23 protein-coding genes are annotated in these 19,410 nt (G+C 69.2%); 9 read left to right on the forward strand and 14 right to left on the reverse strand.

Annotated features, from left to right (window positions below):
• The first annotated feature begins 19 nt into the window (after positions 1 to 19).
• The gene (locus tag OOJ91_RS08715) at positions 20 to 730 is read left to right on the forward strand and encodes a DUF998 domain-containing protein (protein ID WP_266244130.1); all 711 of its coding nucleotides are present in this window, start codon (positions 20 to 22) and stop codon (positions 728 to 730) included.
• 115 nt (positions 731 to 845) lie between these two features.
• Here OOJ91_RS08715 and OOJ91_RS08720 read toward each other — a convergent pair whose 3' ends face one another.
• From OOJ91_RS08720 to OOJ91_RS08730, 3 genes are all read right to left on the reverse strand, one after another.
• Complete coding sequence (locus tag OOJ91_RS08720; RefSeq protein WP_266244131.1) at positions 846 to 2,321, reverse strand: ArnT family glycosyltransferase; 1,476 nt, start codon at positions 2,319 to 2,321, stop codon at positions 846 to 848.
• Between the two features lie 177 nt (positions 2,322 to 2,498).
• Positions 2,499 to 3,149 (reverse strand): response regulator, encoded by a 651-nt coding sequence (locus OOJ91_RS08725; protein WP_266244132.1) that lies wholly within the window; start codon positions 3,147 to 3,149, stop codon positions 2,499 to 2,501.
• The gene (locus tag OOJ91_RS08730; RefSeq protein ID WP_266244133.1) at positions 3,146 to 4,426 is read right to left on the reverse strand and encodes a sensor histidine kinase; all 1,281 of its coding nucleotides are present in this window, start codon (positions 4,424 to 4,426) and stop codon (positions 3,146 to 3,148) included. The genes OOJ91_RS08725 and OOJ91_RS08730 overlap by 4 nt, the downstream gene beginning before the upstream one ends.
• A gap of 574 nt (positions 4,427 to 5,000) precedes the next feature.
• Here OOJ91_RS08730 and OOJ91_RS08735 point away from each other — a divergent pair.
• The 3 genes from OOJ91_RS08735 to OOJ91_RS08745 are packed head-to-tail and all read left to right on the forward strand — an operon-like array spanning position 5,001 to position 7,380.
• Positions 5,001 to 5,585, forward strand: coding sequence for a TetR/AcrR family transcriptional regulator (locus OOJ91_RS08735; RefSeq protein WP_266244134.1), 585 nt, complete (start codon positions 5,001 to 5,003; stop codon positions 5,583 to 5,585).
• Positions 5,582 to 6,403, forward strand: a complete 822-nt coding sequence (locus OOJ91_RS08740) for an alpha/beta fold hydrolase (RefSeq protein ID WP_266244135.1) — start codon at positions 5,582 to 5,584, stop codon at positions 6,401 to 6,403. The genes OOJ91_RS08735 and OOJ91_RS08740 overlap by 4 nt, the downstream gene beginning before the upstream one ends.
• 56 nt (positions 6,404 to 6,459) lie before the next feature.
• On the forward strand, positions 6,460 to 7,380 hold the full coding sequence (locus OOJ91_RS08745) for an NADP-dependent oxidoreductase (RefSeq protein ID WP_266244136.1): 921 nt from the start codon (positions 6,460 to 6,462) through the stop codon (positions 7,378 to 7,380).
• 231 nt (positions 7,381 to 7,611) lie between these two features.
• Here the strand turns inward: OOJ91_RS08745 and OOJ91_RS08750 are convergent, their stop codons facing one another.
• The 5 genes from OOJ91_RS08750 to OOJ91_RS08770 form a co-directional block, all read right to left on the reverse strand.
• Positions 7,612 to 8,049, reverse strand: coding sequence for a hypothetical protein (locus OOJ91_RS08750; RefSeq protein ID WP_266244137.1), 438 nt, complete (start codon positions 8,047 to 8,049; stop codon positions 7,612 to 7,614).
• A 304-nt stretch (positions 8,050 to 8,353) separates the two neighbouring features.
• Positions 8,354 to 8,992, reverse strand: a complete 639-nt coding sequence (locus OOJ91_RS08755) for an NAD(P)-dependent oxidoreductase (protein ID WP_266244138.1) — start codon at positions 8,990 to 8,992, stop codon at positions 8,354 to 8,356.
• Positions 8,989 to 9,816 (reverse strand): SGNH/GDSL hydrolase family protein, encoded by an 828-nt coding sequence (locus OOJ91_RS08760; RefSeq protein WP_266244139.1) that lies wholly within the window; start codon positions 9,814 to 9,816, stop codon positions 8,989 to 8,991. Before OOJ91_RS08760 ends, OOJ91_RS08755 begins: the two co-directional genes overlap by 4 nt.
• Positions 9,813 to 10,517, reverse strand: a complete 705-nt coding sequence (locus OOJ91_RS08765; protein WP_266244140.1) for a hypothetical protein — start codon at positions 10,515 to 10,517, stop codon at positions 9,813 to 9,815. Before OOJ91_RS08765 ends, OOJ91_RS08760 begins: the two co-directional genes overlap by 4 nt.
• Positions 10,514 to 11,299, reverse strand: coding sequence for an SDR family NAD(P)-dependent oxidoreductase (locus OOJ91_RS08770; RefSeq protein ID WP_266244141.1), 786 nt, complete (start codon positions 11,297 to 11,299; stop codon positions 10,514 to 10,516). Before OOJ91_RS08770 ends, OOJ91_RS08765 begins: the two co-directional genes overlap by 4 nt.
• 35 nt (positions 11,300 to 11,334) lie before the next feature.
• On the opposite strand from OOJ91_RS08770, the gene OOJ91_RS08775 reads away from it, so the two are divergent.
• The gene (locus OOJ91_RS08775; RefSeq protein WP_266244142.1) at positions 11,335 to 11,850 is read left to right on the forward strand and encodes a MarR family winged helix-turn-helix transcriptional regulator; all 516 of its coding nucleotides are present in this window, start codon (positions 11,335 to 11,337) and stop codon (positions 11,848 to 11,850) included.
• Between the two features lie 169 nt (positions 11,851 to 12,019).
• Here the strand turns inward: OOJ91_RS08775 and OOJ91_RS08780 are convergent, their stop codons facing one another.
• The 3 genes from OOJ91_RS08780 to OOJ91_RS08790 form a co-directional block, all read right to left on the reverse strand.
• The gene (locus OOJ91_RS08780; protein WP_266244143.1) at positions 12,020 to 13,267 is read right to left on the reverse strand and encodes an MFS transporter; all 1,248 of its coding nucleotides are present in this window, start codon (positions 13,265 to 13,267) and stop codon (positions 12,020 to 12,022) included.
• The gene (locus OOJ91_RS08785; RefSeq protein WP_266244144.1) at positions 13,264 to 13,674 is read right to left on the reverse strand and encodes a MarR family winged helix-turn-helix transcriptional regulator; all 411 of its coding nucleotides are present in this window, start codon (positions 13,672 to 13,674) and stop codon (positions 13,264 to 13,266) included. The genes OOJ91_RS08780 and OOJ91_RS08785 overlap by 4 nt, the downstream gene beginning before the upstream one ends.
• Before the next feature lie 221 nt (positions 13,675 to 13,895).
• Positions 13,896 to 14,357: an Lrp/AsnC family transcriptional regulator gene (locus OOJ91_RS08790; protein ID WP_266244145.1), complete on the reverse strand. Its 462-nt coding sequence runs from the start codon at positions 14,355 to 14,357 to the stop codon at positions 13,896 to 13,898.
• A gap of 111 nt (positions 14,358 to 14,468) precedes the next feature.
• Between OOJ91_RS08790 and OOJ91_RS08795 the strand changes: the two genes are divergently transcribed.
• Entirely contained in the window at positions 14,469 to 15,350 is an 882-nt protein-coding gene (locus OOJ91_RS08795; RefSeq protein WP_266244146.1) for a PhzF family phenazine biosynthesis protein, read from the forward strand.
• Positions 15,351 to 15,435: 85 nt separating this feature from the next.
• Here OOJ91_RS08795 and OOJ91_RS08800 read toward each other — a convergent pair whose 3' ends face one another.
• The 3 genes from OOJ91_RS08800 to OOJ91_RS08810 form a co-directional block, all read right to left on the reverse strand.
• Entirely contained in the window at positions 15,436 to 15,921 is a 486-nt protein-coding gene (locus OOJ91_RS08800) for a DoxX family protein (RefSeq protein WP_266244147.1), read from the reverse strand.
• Between the two features lie 80 nt (positions 15,922 to 16,001).
• Positions 16,002 to 16,436 carry a YdeI/OmpD-associated family protein gene (locus OOJ91_RS08805; RefSeq protein ID WP_266244148.1) on the reverse strand — a complete coding sequence of 145 codons (435 nt, stop codon included), beginning with the start codon at positions 16,434 to 16,436 and terminating at the stop codon, positions 16,002 to 16,004.
• A gap of 28 nt (positions 16,437 to 16,464) precedes the next feature.
• Positions 16,465 to 16,857 (reverse strand): VOC family protein, encoded by a 393-nt coding sequence (locus tag OOJ91_RS08810; RefSeq protein ID WP_266244149.1) that lies wholly within the window; start codon positions 16,855 to 16,857, stop codon positions 16,465 to 16,467.
• Between the two features lie 131 nt (positions 16,858 to 16,988).
• Between OOJ91_RS08810 and OOJ91_RS08815 the strand changes: the two genes are divergently transcribed.
• The 3 genes from OOJ91_RS08815 (at position 16,989) to OOJ91_RS08825 (ending at position 19,215) form a co-directional block, all read left to right on the forward strand.
• Positions 16,989 to 17,885 carry a sigma-70 family RNA polymerase sigma factor gene (locus OOJ91_RS08815; protein ID WP_266244150.1) on the forward strand — a complete coding sequence of 299 codons (897 nt, stop codon included), beginning with the start codon at positions 16,989 to 16,991 and terminating at the stop codon, positions 17,883 to 17,885.
• Positions 17,882 to 18,307, forward strand: a complete 426-nt coding sequence (locus OOJ91_RS08820) for a VOC family protein (protein ID WP_266244151.1) — start codon at positions 17,882 to 17,884, stop codon at positions 18,305 to 18,307. Before OOJ91_RS08815 ends, OOJ91_RS08820 begins: the two co-directional genes overlap by 4 nt.
• A 71-nt stretch (positions 18,308 to 18,378) precedes the next feature.
• The gene (locus tag OOJ91_RS08825) at positions 18,379 to 19,215 is read left to right on the forward strand and encodes a maleylpyruvate isomerase family mycothiol-dependent enzyme (protein WP_266244152.1); all 837 of its coding nucleotides are present in this window, start codon (positions 18,379 to 18,381) and stop codon (positions 19,213 to 19,215) included.
• The last annotated feature ends 195 nt before the right edge of the window (positions 19,216 to 19,410 follow it).

Below are 19,410 nucleotides of genomic sequence, written 5' to 3' on the forward strand. Positions count from 1 at the left end.
CGGAACCGAAATGGAGAACATGGTGAACACGCTCCGCCCCCTCGCCGCTGCCACCTTCCTGCTGGGCCCGGCGATCTATCTCGCCGCCGAGGCGGTCACGGCCGCAGCGTGGTCATCGCCCAGCTACAGCTACGCCGACAACTGGATCAGCGACCTCGGATCCGCGACGGCCGGGGTGTTCCAAGGCCGCGAACTCGACTCGCCACTGCACGTCGTCATGAACACCGGATTCATCGTTCAGGGCCTCCTCTTCGGGATCGCCACGGTGCTGCTGTCGCGGACGTTCAGCGGGCGGTCCCGTACCTTCACCGCCGTGACGGGGCTCGTGACCATGATCGGCTACATCCTTGTCGGAACCTTCCACGGTTCCCTGCAGGCGCAGCAGAACGGCACGCTTCCCCTGCACTTCACCGGAGCAACGCTGGCGATCTTCGGTGGGAACGTGCTTGCCCTCGTCCTGGGCATCCACTGGCGGAAGTCTCCCGAGACTCGGCTGATCGGCCTCATCAGCGTCGTCGTCGGAGCATTCGGCCTGGTCTCCGTCGTCGCTCTCTTCCTCACCTTCGGTGCCGGTCTGCCCTCGGGTGCGATCGAACGCGGCTCCGTCTACACCATCGTCATCTGGCAACTCGCCGTCGCCATCGCACTCCTCCGCAGCCGGGCCGGCTCTCGCGCACCCCGCGTCGCGGCGACCAGTGCATCCACAAGGGCGGTATCCACAAGCGACTGACCCGCCAGCTCCGCATTTCGCACTCCGGCAGGGCCATCCGTGAACAGACAGCTTCGACGTTCAGGAGACGCCTGGCAGGCGGGTGTGAAGCAAGTGCTCAGCGCGGCAATGCACGCTATTCGTCGTGCCTCAGGTGGGGCCACAGCCCGACCCAGTCGGTCATCGGTCCTGTGCAGAGGCTCAGGTCGAGATGGTTGAAGTCGTTGTCCACATCGTACGGTGTGACGAACGTGCCCACCGTCAGGCACTGCGCGAAGTACGGGCGGAGTTGGTCGGCGGCATCCACCGCGAGCACCGTGGTGTCGGACGCCGACCCTGGTCCCCACATGCCGTAGGCGTTGTGTCCCGACAGCACCGGCGGTAGCCCGGGCGGGCCGAGGACGTCGAGCGTCGCCGCTTCGGCGTAGTTGTCGGTGAAGATCGACGTCGGCGGTGTGCCCGAAGAGGCCAGCGCGGTGTTTTCGGCCGCGACGAAGCCGGCGAGTTGCGGCCACCCGACCATGTCGGCCAAGTCGCTGCTGGTGGGGTGCGCGGACAGGTCACGCACCGGCCAGACCGGAAGCACCGAGGGCAGCGACACGACGGTAGCCACCAGGATGGCGCCGACCACGAGGGCACGCCGTCCCACCGGACGTCGGCCCCGGGCGAACCAGCGCTCGGTCGCCACCGCCCCCGCGGCGAGTACGGCCGGCAGCAGACCTGAGGTGTAGTACGGTTTTCCCGGCGTCCAGGCCAGCACGTAGACAACTACCAGGGTGACCGTGACCGCCAGGTAGCGCTCCTCCGTCGTGCGCCACAACCGCACGACGCCGGCGATCAGCACGGGGGCGGTGAAGAGGCCGCCGTAGACGAGTTGCGCCGGCAACCCTGCCTGGTAGTCGGCCAGGGACGTGTTCGCCCGGTGTAGCGACGCCGCCATCGTCAGTTGCGGCCAGCCATGCGTCGCCTGCCACACCACGTTCGGCGCCCAGATGATCGCGGCGATGGCGGCGGCAAGCCACGGCCAGCGCGTGCGCAGGATGTCGAAGCGGCGGGTGGCGAGCAGGCCGACCGCGAGCGCCAGCAACAGCAGCGCGACCAGATTGTTGGTTTGCAGGCCGAGGCCGGCGGCGAGGCCCGCACCGAGCCACCACCGGGGCCGGTCCCGTGCGATCGCGGTGCTCACGCACAGCACCACAAGCGTCCAGGCCAACAGCGCCGGGGGCGTGGTGTTGCCGATGTGGACCGCGCCCAGCAGCACCGGCGCGCCAGCCATGCAGAGTGCGGCCAGGACCCGACCGACGCGCCCGGCGCCGAAGATCACCGCCTGGCGGGCGGCCAGCACGATGATCGCGCCACCTTCCAGCGCCGGCAGCGTGCGTACGGCGGTCGGATGCGTGCCGCCGATCATCGTGGCCAGCCGAGTCAGGAGTGGGGCCAGCGGCGGCTGATCGACGTAGCCGAAGGCGAGATGGCGGCCGGCTTGGATGAAGTAGAGCTCGTCCTGCTGGAAACCGTAGCCGGCGCTGAACGCCAACTCGATGGCGACAAACGCGGCGGCGATGACCCAGACCAGCGTCGGGAGCCGGTCGTCGGAAGGATCCCGACCCATTGTCGGTGGCGTACCCCGATCACCGTGACCGGCCCCGATCCGCGTCCGATGGCGCGTGCTCATATGCCCTCACACTTCGTGGTGGTTCGTGACGAGCAGGCAGCACCGGCGCAGGAGATGGCCGAGACCACGAGGGTCAGGCACGCCGTACTCGGGAATTGCGCTCGTCTGGATGGGTCACGGGCGCTCGGGTGCACCGAGCAGACCGCGGTTGTAGCCTTCCGCGACCGCGGCCGCACGGTCGTTGACGTCGAGCTTCGCGTAGATGTTGATCAGGTGCGTTTTGACAGTGGCCTCGGTGATGAACAGCCGGGAGGCCGCCCCCCGATTCGTGTGGCCGGCCGCGACCAGGCGCAGCACCTCGATCTCGCGCTGACTGAGCTGGCCGATCGTCGGGGTCGGGGCGCGCAGCCGGCTCATCAGGCGGGCGGCCACCGACGGCGAGAGCGCGACTTCGCCACGGGCTGCCGAGCGTACGGCGCGCAGCAACTCGTCCCGCGGCGCGTCCTTGAGCAGATAGCCGGTGGCACCCGCCTCGATCGCCGGCAGCACGTGGCTGTCCGTGTCGTAGGTGGTCAGCACCAGCACCCGCGCCGGAACACCGCGCCGGGTCAGTTCGCCGATCGCGGTCACCCCGTCCATGCCGGCCATCCGCAGGTCCATCAGGATCACGTCCGGCTCGAGCACCTCGGCCAGCCGGACCGCCTCGGCCCCGTCCGCCGCCTCGCCGAGCACGATGAAGTCGGGGTCGCGGGCGAGCATGGCGCTCAGCCCGTCCCGCACCACCGGGTGGTCATCGGCGATGAGGAGCTTGATCGGGTCGTTCACGAGCGCACCTCCGGCGACTCGGCGTGCAGGCAGGCCGAGATTCCGGTGCCGCCGCCCGCCTCCGATTCGATCTGCAGCGTGCCGGCCAGCGCCTCGATCCGCTGGCGCATCGCGACCAACCCGAAGCCCTGGCCGTTGCGGCTCGGACGGTCAAGGTCGAAACCGTGGACGTCGAAACCGGGACCGTCGTCGCGGATGTCGAGGGCGGTCTCCTGGTCCATGTACGAAAGAGTGAGACCGACCCGGGTGGCGGTGGGGGCGTGCTTGGCGACGTTGGCCAGCGCCTCCTGTGCCGTGCGAAGCAGGGCGACCTCGGCTTGCGGGCGCATCGCACGGGTCTGACCGGTGACGGTGACCTGGGCCGGCACGTCGTGCCTGGCTGACCACCGCGCCGCGACCTCGGTGATCGCGTCGGCCAGCCGGCCGGCTTCCAGCGGCTCCGGGCGCAGCTCGTTCACCGAGCGCCGCGCCTCGGTCAGGCTCTCCCGGGCCAGCGCGGTCGCCGCCTCGTGGTGCCGGCGCCACCCCGCCGGGTCGTCGGCGGCAGCCTCGGCTGCTTGCAGCTGGGTGACGATGCCGGTCAGGCCCTGCGCAAGGGTGTCGTGAATCTCCCGGGCCATCCGAGACCGCTCGTCCAGCACACCGGACGTGCGGGCCTGCTCGACCAGTTCCTCCTGCAGCGCCGCATTCTCGGCCAGCGCCGCCTCCAGCCGCTCCCTGGCCTCCCGGGCCTCGCGCAGCGCCGCCTCGCGGGAGGCATAGTCCCGAGAGGCGACCTCGCCGATCCACGCCACCAGACACATCGGCACGATGTTGACCGCCAGGATCGCCAGGTACTCGAGCCCGCCGAGCCACGAGCCGACATCCACCCCGGCCGCCTGCGCGGTACCGGCGACCACGGCGACGCCAGCGATGAAGTACAGCTCACGCGGCCATCCGATGATCCGGTAGGCGTAGAAGTACAGCGCCGGGGTGTAGAAGCCGAACCACGGGTTGCGCAGGACCATGATCAGCCCGAACAAGATCAGGCCGGCGAGGAAGACGCTCATCGGGCCGATCCGGTCGCGCCACGCCGGGTGCAGCGTGAAGAATGCCAGGCTCCATCCCCCCGCCCCCACGCACAACACGAGGTCGATGGCGAGAGAGCCCGGCTGGTCGTGCTCGAAGACGACTGTCAGAGCGGCCATGACGGCGAGCAGCGCGTACGGGACCACGGTGACCATGGGCCGGGACCACTGTTCCCAGCCCGCCGGACCCCTGACCTGCCAACTCTGCATCGCACACCTACTTCCGGCGGACCAATCTAGCCGCCGTGACGGCGACCGGCCACGCGAGCAACGTGACCAGAGGAAGCGCGAAGAGCCTTTCGCGCTCTGTCTTCTTGCACCTGGCCGGCGCACGCGGCCAGATCGACTCCGCCGAGCGGCCGAGTGCACGTTTCTCCACCTCGATCGAGTGCTAGGGCCTGTTTCACAAGAACTGGCCGGCCTGCGGCGGGCCCGCCCTTATGAACAGGCCCCAGGGGCAGGACCATCAGAGTCGCAATGCCGGCGCCCGCGCGGATCGTCCGATCTCTTGAGCGGGCGGTGGAGTCGGCCGCTCAACCAGATGGAGGAGCAACTCCACCAATCGGTGACGCCGACGCCGAGCGACTGGGCTGGCGTGCCTGTGGTCGCCCAGCTCCGGCGCCTCCGGCCAGGCCCGCCGGGCTCGCCGCCCCGCGCGGGGAGGCGCTGCGGCGCACGGTGCGCGGCAGGACTGCCGCACCGGTTGCCGCCCCTCGGTGCCGAACCTCATTCCGCCTGTTATCCTAGGGCTCCTAGGATTAATCCGAGTCACCTAAGGATTGCTGTGCCACGACAGGGTCTGACGACTGAGCGCGTCTCCGAGGCCGCGGCCGAGCTGGCCGACTCGCTGGGCCTGGAACGCCTCACGGTCGCGGCCGTCGCCCGTCACTTCGGGGTTGCCGACGCCAGCCTCTACGGGCACGTTCGCAGCCGCGAGGCGTTGCTGCACAAGGTCGCGGTGCTGGGCGCTGCGGCGTTCGGCGACCGTCTCGCGCTCGCCGTGGCCGGCCGCTCCGGACGTCAGGCCCTGATCGGTTTCGCCGACGCCTACCGGGCGTTCGCGGTGGCCCACCCTGGGCAGTACGCGGCGACCCAGCTCCAACTTCCCGCCGACATAGGCAAGAGCTCGGTCGGGCACCTACGGATGATCGAGCTGAGCTACGCGACTCTGCGGGGGTACGGGCTCAAGGAGCCCTACCTGACCGACGCCATCCGGTTCGTGCGGAGCACGCTCCACGGGTTCGCGGCGCTCGAGACGGCAGAGGGGTTCGGGCATCCCCGAGACCTCGACGCGTCCTGGCGCGGTGTCCTGGACGCCATCCACATCGCACTCTCGAATTGGGAAATGACAGAAGGAGAGCAACGATGAACAGCAACGACGAGGAGATCCGATCGGCGGACGGCACCAGGCTGGTGGTCCGGCGGGCAGGTGCAGGCGACCCCGTGGTCCTGCTGCACGGCTCGGGAGGCGGCCTGCACTCGTGGGCTCCGGTCGCGGCGCGGCTCGCCGGATCGTACGAGCTGTGGATGCCGGCCCGACGCGGATACGGTCCCAGCGACGTCCCGCCGGGCCGCAAGTCGTTCAAGGACGACGTCGTGGACCTGTTGGCCGTGGTCGAGGCGGTCGGGCGGCCGGTGCACCTGGTCGGCGGCTCCTACGGTGCCACGCTGGCGCTGCACACGGCCGCAGCGGAGCAGGGCCGGCTGCGATCGCTTGCCGTCTTCGAGCCACCGCTGTTCGCGGCCGGGCAGTCGATCGCGCCATTGCTCAACCGCTATCGGGCGGCCTTCGAGCGAGAGGACGCGGGTGAGATGTTCGCAGTGCTCAACGACGTGACCCGGGTGCCACCCGCAATCGTCGCGGCCTTCGCGGCCGCCGCTGGCGGCAAACGGCCTGAGCCGGCCGAGGCCCGGCGCTCGGCGATCGGATGGCTGCACGACCTCGAGGCGCTCACCGACGACAGCACAGACACGGCCCGCTGGTCGTCGATCACCGTCCCGACGCTGCTGATGCAGGGCGCCGACACCTGGGAGCCGATGCCTACCACCATGAACGAGCTGGCCGCGGCTCTCCCCACAGCGCGTCGGGTCATCTGGTCAGGCCAGTCCCACTTCGCGACCATGACCGCCCCCGACCTGGTGGCCGAGGCACTCCGCGACTTCTTCGCAGGACCTGACAGTCGGTGAGCGGTACTGAGAGCACCCCATGGCAAGTCCGAACGAGGAGGAGCGGTGATCACGCGATGAAGGCGGTGCGATTCCACGAGTACGGCGGGATCGAGGCCCTGCGGGTGGAGGAGGTGAGGCGGCCGACCCCCGGCCCCGGGCAGTTGCTGGTCAAGGTCCACGCCGCCGCGATCCAGCCCGGCGAGGTGATGATCCGCAGGGGCGCGCGGCACGGGCGGTGGCCGGCGACGTTCCCCTCCGGGCAGGGCAGCGATCTGGCCGGCGTCGTGACAGAGGCCGGTCCGCAGGTTCGTGGGTTCGCGGTGGGCGACGAGGTCCTCGGCTTCACCCACAACAGGGCGAGCCACGCGGAGTTCGTCGTCGTCGAGGACGTGAATCTGACCCTGCGGCCGGAGGGGCTGTCCTGGGAGGTGGCCGGGTCGTTGTACGTGGCCGGCACGACCGCGTACGCCACTGTGTTCGCTGTCGATCCGGGACCGGACGACACGGTGGTGGTGTCCGGTGCGGCTGGTGGGGTTGGCTCCCTTGCCGTGCAGCTCGCGCGTCGGCGTGGCGCCACGGTGATCGGTCTGGCGAGCAGGGCGAACCACGCCTGGTTGCAGGACCACGGCGTCGTCCCGGTCGAGTACGGAGATGGTGTGGCCGAACGCATCCAGCAGGCCAGCGGCGGGAGGGTCGACGCGTTCATCGACACTTTCGGGGACGGCTACGTGGAGTTGGCGGTGACGTTGGGCGTGCGGCCCGAGCGGATCAACACGATCCGCGACTGGGAGGCCGCGGCCAGGGTCGGCGCGCGGACCTACGGGGAGGGCGCGGCTGCGTGCGCGGTGGTGGTCGGCGAGCTGGCCCGACTCGCCGCCCGTGGGGAGCTTGAGGTGCCGATCGCCCGCGTCTATCCGCTGGACCGTGTGCGGGATGCGTTCCGCGAGTTGGAGCAGGGGCACACCCACGGCAAGATCGTGCTTCGACCCTGGTGACCTCACCGTCACCGCGTCGGCGGCCCGTCACCGGACGACGGCGACGGCCTGCCCGGACGACGACCCTGACGTGGTCGGGGCGTCAGCCGGGTCTCCGGAACCCTCCGCAGACCCGGCCCGTCGCCTCCGCAATGTCGGTACTCGCCGTGGTCGGCGTCTCGCGATCGTCACAGGGGCTGCGTTCTTGTTACGACATTGCGTTCGGTACCGCGGGTAACGGGCGTGCCCGTTCTAGATCACACCACCGCCGGCATATCCGAATGCCCTTGCGCCACAGCGAGAGGCGTCGATGATGCCGCCTTTCTCGGGGCAGGCGTACAGCTTGATCCCGGCCAAGTCAGGCATGTTCAGGTAGAGGTAGGTAGTGGTGCCGTTGCCCTCTCGGTTCCACGCGTAGTAGGGCCCCGTCTTGGCCAGGTCGTAGCGGTAGTAGATGATGCCGACTCCTTCGCCGTCCGCGTGCGAGTCGTGAATGCTCAGAACCTCGGTGTCCGCATTGAAGAAGCCGTAGCCGACCGAGGCCGTCGACAGGGCGTTGGTGGGGACGACGGCGGCCAGCGAGGGGCTGGCGGAGACGACCGTGACGGCGGCTGTGGCGACCGTCACGACGCCCAGCCAGGTTGCGATACGCCGGACTACGGACGTGGTCGGTTGGCGTTCCGGGTGCATACATTCTCCTCAGGCAGTGGTGCGTTCTTCGTAGTGGGATTGGAACGTGGGCGCTGATCAGCCGGTGTTGGGCTCTTCGCTGCCCCCGGCTGTCATCAATCCGGCCGCATCGGCGGCACGGTGTGGTGGGTGTTCCGCGGGCGGCTTGGGTTCGCCGGCCATGTGGTATGACCGGCCGCGACGGAAGAACGTGACAGGTGATCGAGGACGACTGGCTGAGTGCGCGGTCGCCGGGCACCGGGCACCGGGCACCGGGCACCGGGACCGCTTGTACGGTGGCCTACCGGATGCTCCGGTCAGCGGTTCAGCTGGAAATCTCGACGACGGCCTTGACGGTGGAGGGATCCTCGATCGCGTTGAGCATGTAGTGAGCGAGGTCGGCGCGACTGATGGTCCGTGGGTTCTCCAGGTGGCTGTTGATCGCCGTGCGGTAGTTGCCGGTCGGCGGTCTGTCGCTGAGCATGGGCGGCCGGACGACAGTCCAGCGGACGTCCTGTTGGTGTAGGGCTTCTTCCATTCGACGCATGTCGTCGTACCCGTGCCGGTACATCCGCTGCACGACGAGTCGGGTGACGAGCTTCTGGGCGACTGGGGTCGTCGGTGCGACGTACAGCCCGGCCGAGGAGAGACAGACCAGCCGGCGGTTGGGGCTCGTCCCCAGGGCTTCGAGGGCGTTGCGGGTTCCGCGCGAGTAGATCGTGGTGGCGTGTCGCCGGTCCGTGCTCCCGAGGCAGGACAGGAGCGTGTCGTGTCCGGCAGCGGCACTCTGCCAGGGGCCGGGTACGAGGACGTCGCCGGCGACGACTGTGACGTGGGAGGCGTCGTCCACGCGAACGGTCTCCGGACGGCGCGCGATCACTGTCACCTGATGGCCGGCCGCGACCGCCTGGCTGAGCAGAGCGGTTCCGGTGCCGCCCGTGACGCCGAGAAGCAGGAGCTTCATCGGTCTGTCCCCCTGGCGAGTGCCGACAGGACTCGGGCGGCCAGTGCTTCGTGGGTGGTGGTGCTCGGGTGCAGGCCGTCGTCGGTGAAGGCGTCGGCGCCCGCGGTCGTGACGGCCGGAGCGCTGTCGATGACCACGTCGTCACTGTCGAGCAGCGCCGCCGACAGGTCGGTGATGTCGGCGTTCGTCCAGGTGATGCCGGCGCCGCGGAAGAACGGGAACGCGGCGACCCGCGTCTCGTCCACCGGGGTGGGCGTCAGCCACAGCCAACGGGATTCGGCGACGGGTAACGCCCGGGCGCGTAGCTGGGCGAGGTTTCGCAGCGTCTCGGATCGGCTTACCAGCAGCGGGCCGTCGGCGGCGTCGAGCCGTTGCGAGTCGTTGCTGCCGAGCATGCAGAACATCCAGTCGGCCGACTGCCGGCGGATCGCGGGAACGGTGGCGAGCACCTGGGTGGTGGTGGCGCCCGAGACGGCGAGGTTGTCGAAGCGCAGCCTCAGATCGGATCGTTCGGTTTGCAGGAGGACCCGCAACAGTTCGAACCAGGAGAGCCGGTCGGCCGTGGTGCTTTCGCCGATGGCCACGAGATGGTCACCGGGCCGGAAGGGAAGATTCGTGAGATCCGCGCGGACCTGTGGATCGGTGGCGAGCCGGGCCGCCGCGGCGGCTCGCTGCCGGATGAGGGTCTCCAGGGCTGTCCGGTATTCGGTCTCGTCGGCGCCGAAGATGCCCGCCAGGGTTTGCACGCGCAGGTTCTGAGCGAAGGGAAGGACGCGTTCGGGGCGTTGGAAGCGGATGAGCTTCTCGAGCATCGGGCTGGTCATGGCCGTTCTCCCGGGTCGGTGGCGCGCCGGCGGGTGGGCAGGAGAAACGCTGCGAACACGAGCCACGCCAGGGACGGGAATCGCACGATAGGCAGCAGGATCGAGAGGTCCGGGAAGGCCACGGTCAGGGTCGCGATCATCGCGAGGCCCGCGATGACGAGCCCGGCCCAGGCAAGCCAGCGGGGCAGGAGTCGGGTGATCAGTCCGGGTACGGCGATCCCGGCGATCAGCAGTCCGCTGGGCACGATGAAGCCGGGGCCACCGGTGATGAAGGCGAGATCGTGCAGGAGCCGGATCAGCTCGACTTGATCGAGGATCTCCGGTCTGGTGAGGGTCCAGGTGAGAAGCGCGGAGAGCGCCATCGATCCCGACGCCAGCACTCCGCCGACGAGTCCGATGGTGCCTCCAGGTGCTCGGACGCCCAACCGGTTCAGTCGTACCGAGGCGGTGGCGGCAAAGATCGCCAGCGGGAGGGACGCGGCGAATTGCAGGAGGGCGGTGAGCAGTACGGGGCCGGTATTACCGCGGAAGTACTCGACAACCGTGGCCTGGTCCGAGTAGGGCGACGGGTAGGTGTCACCGCCGGCGAGGATCGCGGGAAGGACGAGGGACGCCAGGAACAAGGCGACGGTCGCGATCGCGATGGGCGGCAGCGGTGGCCCGGCCTGGGGAATGCGGGGGGCCGCGACTGTTGTGGTCATAGGGTCATTCCTCCGGTGATGTCGAGGGTGGTGCCGGTGGTCCAGGACGAGGCGTCCGAGGCGAGGAACACCACGGCCTCGGCGATGTCAGCGGGGGTGCCGATGCGGCCGAGCGGCACCTGCGCCGCGACGGCCTCCCGTTGGGCTGCCGACATCCGGCTGCGCAGGGTCGCGGTATCCACGATCGACGGTGCGACGCAGTTGACCCGGATGCCCGCGTCGGCGTACTCCTTCGCCAGGTGTTCGGTGAACATGACAACGCCGGCCTTGGCAGCGGCGTAGGCGGCATTCGCCCGCGAGGGGCGGCGGCCGGCGCTCGAGGCCACCGTGATGATCCGCCCGCGCTGACCCTCGATCAGGCCCGGCAGGGCTGCCTGCACGGTCAGGAACACCGAGGTCAGGTCCGTTTCGATAACCTCGCGCCAGCGGTCGGGCGTGAGGGTGGCGGTCGGTGTGGGCTGGCCGGCTCCACCGGCGCAGACCACGAGGATGTCCACGGCCCCGAGCTCCCCCGCCACCTCGGACACGACCGATTGCAGATGCCCGCCGTCGCGCACGTCGCCGACGTGGGCGACGGCAACCCCGCCGGCGGCGCGGATATCGGCCACCACCCGCTCCAGAGAGCTTTCCGTACGACCGTGAAGCGCGACGGACGCTCCCCTGGCGGCAAGCGCGCGGCTGATCTCGGCCCCGATCGAGCCCGACGCTCCGGTCACCCAGGCGACACGTCCCCGCAACGAATGAGTGTCTGACAGACTAGTTCTCATCACAGAATCATTCATATCACAGAACTATTCTGCGCTGCTAGGGTTACGGGGTGGATCACGACAACCTGGCGACCGGGGCCTGGCGAGGATCGCCAGAGCGTCTCGGGTTCCTGCTGTCCCAGGTCGGCGGACTGGCATCCGCCCGGTTCGCGGAGCGGCTGGCCGACCTCGACCTACAGCCCTCGGATGTCGGCATCCTCCGCCTGATCGCTCGCGACCCCGGCCTGAGCCAGCAGGCGCTTGCCGACAAGCTCGGCGTGGTCCCCAGCCGGGTCGTCGCCCTCCTCGACGCCCTGCAGAAGAAGGGCCTGGTCGTGAGGCAGCGCAGCACGAAGGATCGCCGCAATCACGAGTTGAGCCTCAGCGACGCGGGCCGAGCCGTGATGGCGCGGATGCGCGAGATCGGCGCCGCGCACGAGAACGACGTGGTGCACAGCTTGACCTCGGACGAACGGCGAACGCTCACCACCCTGCTCCTGAAGATCGCCGAGAGCCACCAGCTGACCCCCGGCGTGCATCCCGGGTACGCAGGGCCAGCCACCAAACCCTCCCGCCAGCGCCCCTAGGTGTTCTGCCCAGGTTGGGGACGCGGCTGGCGGGTGGTCCGCCGAGCGCGGTGTGGTTGCACGTCGAGCGCGAGGATCGACTGCTCGGCTTCTACCGCGGCGCCTGCGGATCCACGGATGCGCAAATACCCACAGTCGAAGGTCGGCGTGAGACCGAGAACCTCGCCGATCAGCACCGCTCCATCGTCGCTTCCTCACTGTTGGTGATCTCGTACGACCGCGCTTCCGGCAGTTTCCACGACACGATCAGCGTGGCTGCCAGCGCACACAGACCGCCGAAGACGAGTGCCGGTCCGGCGCCCACAGCCGATGCGAGCAGGCCGGCGCGGGCGTCGCCGATGGCCGGCCCGCCGTTGCCGACGATGCCGTTGGCGGCTGCGATGCGGCCGCGGTGCTCGTCGGGGGACGCCAGTTGCACAAGGGTTCCGCGAGGGATGCCGAAGAGGATGTCGGCCGCACCCCAGGCGATCATGCAAACGTAGGCGGCGAGCAGGCCGGGTGACAGTCCCAGGCCGACGACCGCGACACACCAGAGCACGGCGGTCACGGTCATGCTCGCGCCCGGGCGGTTGGCCCGGGTGATGCCGCCGGAGGCGAGGGCGGCAGCGACGCCCCCCACACCCAGACAGCTCATGAGAATACCGAGGGTTCGCGCGTCACCACCGAGGGACTGGTTGAGGGCCGGCATGAGTCCGATCGGAAAGGCGAGCACGGTCAACGCCATGTCGATACCGAACGCCGACAACAGTGGTCGGTGCCGGCCGACGAGCTTGAGGCTGGACAGCATCGCGGACAGGTGCGGCTCTGGTGGCGCATTGGCGATCAGGGTGGGGAGGCCGGCGATACCGATCAGTCCGAAGACGTAGGACACCACGTCGATGGCATAGCAGGAACGCAGGCCCCAGGTCGCGACGACGACGCCGGCCAGGACGGGCCCTGCCAGCGCGGTCAACTGCCAGCTCAGAGTGTTCAGGGCGCGGGCGGCCGCCACCTGGTCGCGGGGAACGAGCAGCGGCAGGATGGCCTGCCGGGCGGGCTGCCCCAGGGACGTCACCGAGGCTTGCATGACGACCACGACGTACAGCAGCCACACCTGTCGCCACCCTGCTAACGCCTGCACCGCAAGCAGAGCCACCAGAAACGCGTTGGCCAGCGAGGACGCGAACATGATGGTGCGTCGGTCCCGGCGGTCGGCCAGGGTCCCGCCCAGCGGCGTCAGAACGAACAGCGGGATTGCGCGCAGAAGAGCCAGCAGACCGGTGGCCGCGGGCGAGTGCGTGATCTGCCATATCTGAAAGAGCACCGCGAAGGTCGTCATCGCCGAGCCGACGCCGCTGGCGAGCGAGCCGGCGTAGAGGCGTGCGAAGGCAGGGCTCGAACGCAGCGGGCGCAGGTCGACGACCAGCTTGCGGATCACGGAAGTTCGTCGGCGAGGCGGTCGGCGAATGACCTCTCGCTCAGGGCGTTCGTGAGCAGCCGACCGACGTTGACGAGAGCGCCCCCGAGTTCCTCGTTGAGTGCGGTGACTGCCCGCTCGGTGGCCTCCCACTCCGCGCGGGCGAAGGCGACCGAGTCGACTCCGGCCGCGGTCAGCGAGATCATCTTCGTGCGGGCGTCCTGACCCGGCCGGGAGGCCACGAGGCCGGCCTCGACCATCGCGGCTATGCGCTGACTCATCGTCGCGTGGGTGACCCCGTGGGTCGCGGCGAGCGACTTGATCGTCATGCCCGGGTGGTGCTCCAGCGAGAGCAGGACCGGGCTCCAGTTCGAGCGGAAAGACTCCAGGCCGCGCTCCCGGTAGAGCTGCAGGATCGCCTGGTCCATCGTGCTGAGACCACGAAGCAGAGGGGATATGAGACTCCGCCACTGAGCCTCGCCGGCAGTTGTCATGCCGCCATTATAATGGCGGCATTACAGCCCCCACAAACCGCGCCGGCGCCGTGGAAACCGGAGGTGCAGGCTCCGACGCATCGGGCACAAGCAAGCATGTGGGCCGTCCGCTGGGTGCTGGCCCGTTGTGTGCCGGTTGTTGCATCTGGCCTGGATCACTCGTGCCGTGCGTCGACCGGAAGCGGCGGCGGCGGATTGTCCGCCACGATCTCGTACACGAGGTCGGTAGCGATCGAACCGATCCGGGCCAGATCGGAGGTGATCGCCTCAAGATCCTTCATGCTGGTGGCAACGATCTCCATCAGGTAGCAGAACTCACCGGTCACCCGCAGGCACCGCACGATCTGCGGGTGCCGCTGCAGCGCACTCGATACCTTGTCGTAGAGCGAGCCGTGCACCTTCATCCGCACGATCGCACGCAGCGAATAACCGAAGGCCTCGGCATCGACACGGGCCTCGTACGACATGATGATCTTGTTTTCCTCGAGGGTGCGCAACCGCGCCCGCGTGGCCGAGACGCTGAGCTGGATGGCGCCCGCCAACTCGGCGAGAGTCGCCCGACCGTTACGTTGCACGGCCGCCAGCAACGCATGATCCACAGCATCCAGATCCCGCACGGGCCCCTCGTTCGCTATCCGATGATATTGCCGCAGATGTAGCGGCGGCAGCCACGAGATTCCGCAGATCCGGCCTGCCGTCGAGGACGATAGCGACCGAGACTGATAGCCATGACCCGCTTCTACCTCGTCGACGTCTTCGCGGACCGTCCCCTGACCGGCAATCCGTTGGCGCTCGTACCCGATGCCGACGACCTGTCCACGCCGCAGATGCAAGCCATCGCCCGCGAGTTCAACCAATCCGAGACCACGTTCCTGCTGCGGCCCGATGAGGAGGGAGTCGACTGGCGTCTGCGGTCGTTCACCCCAGCCGGAGCCGAGGTCGACGGCGCCGGGCACAACGCGCTGGGCGCCTGGCTGTGGCTGGCCGAGCAGGGCCTGACCGGCGACCAACAGGCCGTGACGATGCGGCAGCGGATCGGCGCCGAGATCCTCCCGGTCGAGATCCTTCGCGCGCCGGGCGAGCGGATCCGCATCGTGATGGATCAGGGCGCGCCCGAGTTCGGCGAGCACCTCACCGACGGCGAGCGGCTGACCGCCGCCCTCGGGCTCGAACCTCGGCACCTCTCCCCCGATGCCGCCGCCCAGGTGGTCTCCACCGGCGTCGCGCACCTGCTCGTCCCCCTCGCCACCCGCGAGGCGGTCGACGCGGCCGTCGCCCACAGCCGCGACCTGGCCCTGCTCCTGGCCGAGGCCGGCGGCGAAGGCTGCTACCTCTACACCACCGCCGACGACGACCAGGTTGCCGCGTACACCCGGTTCTTCAACCCCACCGTCGGTATTGCCGAGGACCCGGCGACCGGCACGGCGGCCGGCCCGCTCGCCGTCGCGCTCGTACGGTCGGGGCAGGCGCCGGCCGGCTCCCCCGTGCTCATCGAGCAGGGCCACCGGCTCGGGCGCCCCAGCCGCATCCGGGTGGATGTGACAGGCGACCGGGTGCGCCTGTCCGGCTCTGGGCTGGTCACGGCGCACGGAGAACTCCGCCTGGTGTGACCGACGACGAGGAGAAGCTGCGTCGTCTCCGGCCGTGAGCGCCGAGCAGCTGCGCCCTCCAGCCGCTCGACGACCGCCGCGGACGTCACCTGCGAAGGACCGGACCTGACCGGCCGTGCGAGCCTACCGACCTGCGATCACTGACGCGCTCGGATCCCGTAGGTGCGGTGGGCGGGTTGTCACCGGGCGCTCGCAGGAGTTCTCGCCAGTCGGCAGGCCAGTTGGCCAGCGCGAGAATGGTCATGATGACGAGGTGGGTCGGCGCTGCCCAGCTCTCCCCCGCCGGGTCGTGGTTGACGATGTGGGTGGTGGCCGCCCCGGTGAGCACGAACATCAGCGTCGCGGCACCGAGGAAGCGAGTCCGTCTGCTGGGGATCACGAGCAGGAGGGCGGCGACGCCTTCCAGGGCGCCGACGACGAACCGCATCCAGGACGGATACCCCCAATCGACGAACTTCACTGAGTACGCCGAGCTGAAGATCGTGTCGCCCGGCCAATACTTGGTGACGGCGCCCAACGCGAACTCAGCGGCCAGAAACCAGTACACACCGGTCATGAAGCGCTTGAACATGTTTCTCCCGTTCGGGAAGGTGGACAGAGTTGAGCCTCCGCGCGGCGACTGCCTCGCCGGCGGAGCCTCGCTATCGGGATTCAGCCGCGCAGGGCGGCGATGGCCTTCTCGATGCGCCGTTGGCGCGTCTCGGACTTCTTCGCGCTCTCGATGGCGCGGACGTGCTCGCGCTTGTGGCTGTAGGCGAGCTTGTCGTAGGCGGCGCGTGCGTCCGGGTTGTCGTCCAGGGCTCGGGCGAAGTCCGCGGGCTCCACGACGACCCGCGGCTCGGTGTCCAGCTCGACCTCGACCTCGACTGCGTCGCCGATCGCGACACCCGCGGCCTGCCGGTTGGCGTTGCTGAGGCCGAGCAGGTGGCGGCCGCGCATGATGGCGACCCGACTCGTCCAGGAATGCCCGTTGACCGTGATCCTCACCGGCGGCCGCGCGCCCCCGCCGAGCGCTACCACGACCTCGGGCGGGACTTCCAGCCCGCGCATGGGCTCGGGCGGCTCGACGAGGGTGCGAAACTTCACGACGTGCTCCTTACCGACGGTACGGAGGTCAGGAGGCGTAGGTGGTGACCTTCCACAAGTAGCCGTCCGGGTCGCTGAAGTACCCGAAGTATCCGCCCCACTGGGCAGCGGCCGCCGCCCTGACCACGCTACCGCCGGCGCTCGCCGCGTTGCCGATGATCTCGTCCACCGCCTGCCGGGAGTCGGGGTTGAGGTGGAACGAAGCGCCCCGGAAGCCGGATCCCTCCGCGGGAACGCCGGCGTCCTGCGCCGCCGCCTCCCATTCGTAGAGCGCCAGCTGCTGAGATCCCTCGCCGAGGCGGAATGAGACGAAGTTGCGGGTGTCCTTGTCGATCGTGAAACCGAGGGCCTCAGCGTAGAACTTCTTGGCGCGGTCCAGATCCTTGACGCCGAGCATGATAGCGCTCACCGGCAGTGCCACGATTCTCTCCTTGCGATGTCGCTTGGCTGGACGAACTGCAGGCCGAACATCGGTGCTGGGCCTGGTCTGTCACACCGGCTCGGGTTAGCCGGTCAATGGGTATGACCGGCCCGGACGGAGGAACGTGACAGATGGCTGAACAAGAGTGGCTGAGCGAGCGGTTCGCCGAGCACCAGGACCGCTTGCACGCGGTGGCCTACCGGATGCTCCGCTCGCGCAGCGACGCCGAGGACGCGGTGCAGGAGGCGTGGCTGCGGGTCAGCCGCGCCGAGACCGACCAGGTGGAGAATCCGGCCGGGTGGCTGACGACGATCGTCGCCCGGGTGTGTCTGAACATGCTCGAAGCACGCCGGTCCCGGCCTGAGGAGCCCGCCGGGGCGCTGCCGCCCGAGCCGGCCGGACCGCAGCGGAGCGCGCACCCGACCGGTCCCAGCGACCCGGAGAACGAGGCGCTGCTTGCCGATTCAGTCGGTGTCGCGCTGATGGTCGTGCTGGACACGCTCAGTCCCGCCGAACGGCTCGCGTTCGTCCTTCACGACGTCTTCGACGTGCCGTTCGGCGAGATCGGCGCCGTCATCGACCGCACCCCGGTGGCGGCCCGGCAACTGGCCAGCCGAGCCCGGCGACGGGTGCAAGGAGCAGCCGCCGCGTCCGACGCCGCACGGTCCCGCAAACGGGACATCATCGCCGCCTTCCTGACCGCCTCCCGCAACGGCGACTTCGAGGCACTGCTCGCGCTGCTCGACCCGGACGCCGTGACCGGCGAGGCCCGCGGCGCCCACGCGGTCGCGGGCTTCTTCGCCGGACGAGCCCAGGCCGCCCGGCCCGCACTGGTCAACGGAGTTCCCGCCGCCGTCTACGCACACCGCGGCCTACCGAGGGCCGTCATCACGTTCGCCATCAACAACGACAAGATCACCTGCATCGCCATCGAAGCCGACCCGGACCGCCTCCACGAGCTCGACATCGTCTTTCTCAGCACCGCGGACACGTCACGCCCGCACCCGAGCGGCGAGAACGAAGCATGACCGGCACGATTCTCACGCTTGCGTACTGGACGCTCGCCGTCCACGACCTTGACGCAGCGCTCGATTTCTACCGCGACGTGCTCGGCTTCCAGACGCGGGATGACGTCGAGATCGAGGGGATGCGATCGGTAATCGTCAGCCCGCCGACGCAGCCGGACGTACGAATAGTCCTCGAACCACCCGGCGGGAACCGGGGCGCCCGGGCGGCCGAACGGCGGACCATCACGGACCTCATGGCCGACGGCCTGCTGTGCCGCCTCGTCTTCGTCACCGACGACTGCGACGCCACCTTCGAACATGTCGAGGCCGCCGGCGCCGACGTGATACAAGAGCCGATCAACCAACCCTCCGGCGCCCGCGACTGCGCATTCCGCGACCCCTCCGGAAACATGCTGCGCTTCACCCAACCCCACGGCCGCTGAGCCCTCCCGGTCAGCGTGCTCCGCTCGACCAGTTTCCGCCGCGCCAACCTGTACGACAGCGAGGTGACATTGTGATCGAAGCTCCCTGGCTCGGCCCCCGCATCGACCTGCGACCGCTGTTGGCCAAGCAGCAGTCCGCGTTCCTCACGCTCCTCGAACAACTCGACGACAACGATTGGACACAACCGACCATCTGCCCTGGCTGGGCGGTCCGAGATGTCGCCGCCCACGTCCTCGGAGACCACCTCGGCCGGTTGTCCACTCACCGAGACGGTAACCATCCACTGAAGCCCGGGGACGGCGAACAGTTCCCCGCTTTCCTGCACCGCATCAACGGCGAATGGGTCACGGCGGCACGCCGTATCAGTCCTGCCCTGCTCATCTACTTGCTGTCCACCGTCGGCGATCAGATCCGTCGGTTCTGGCACAGCGTCGACCTCGACGCCCTCGGCTGGAACGTCAGCTGGGCCGGACCCGATCCGGCACCCTTATGGCTCGACATGGCCCGCGACTTCACCGAGTACTGGACACACCACCAGCAGATCGCTGAAGCCACTGGCCGAGCCGGCCTCACCCAGCCCGAATACCTCGGTCCTGTGCTCGACACCTTCATACGAGCGCTGCCACACACCCTGCGTGACCTCGACACCACCACGGGATCCACGCTCCAGGTCACCGTCACCGGACCAGCCGGAGGAACCTGGACCTGCACCCGTGGATCGACGCGATGGGCAATCACACGCGGGCGTCGACCCACCCCGGACGCGACAGTCGTGCTCGACAGCGACACGGCGTGGCGGTTGTGCACCCGCGGCATCTCGCCGCGCCAGGCCGCACAGCGGGCCCACACCGAGGGGAACCAACAGCTCACCGACGCAGCCCTCAACATCGTCTCGATCATCTATTGAGGGGTCGTCAGGGGCTGTCGACGGAGGCACGCGTCGGCGGGGTCGGGGCAGTGGTGGGTGGGATGCAGATCCACCCACCGCTGCCGACGCGTTGTGGCGGATTTCGTGTCGCAGGGACCCCGGTTGAGGTTCAGGACCAGTAGGCAGGGGTCGAGGTCGACATCGGCGTCCGGCGTAGTCGGAGTGCAGGACATG

The sequence above is a fragment of the Micromonospora lupini genome (genome assembly GCF_026342015.1).
GTDB lineage: Bacteria > Actinomycetota > Actinomycetes > Mycobacteriales > Micromonosporaceae > Micromonospora > Micromonospora lupini_B.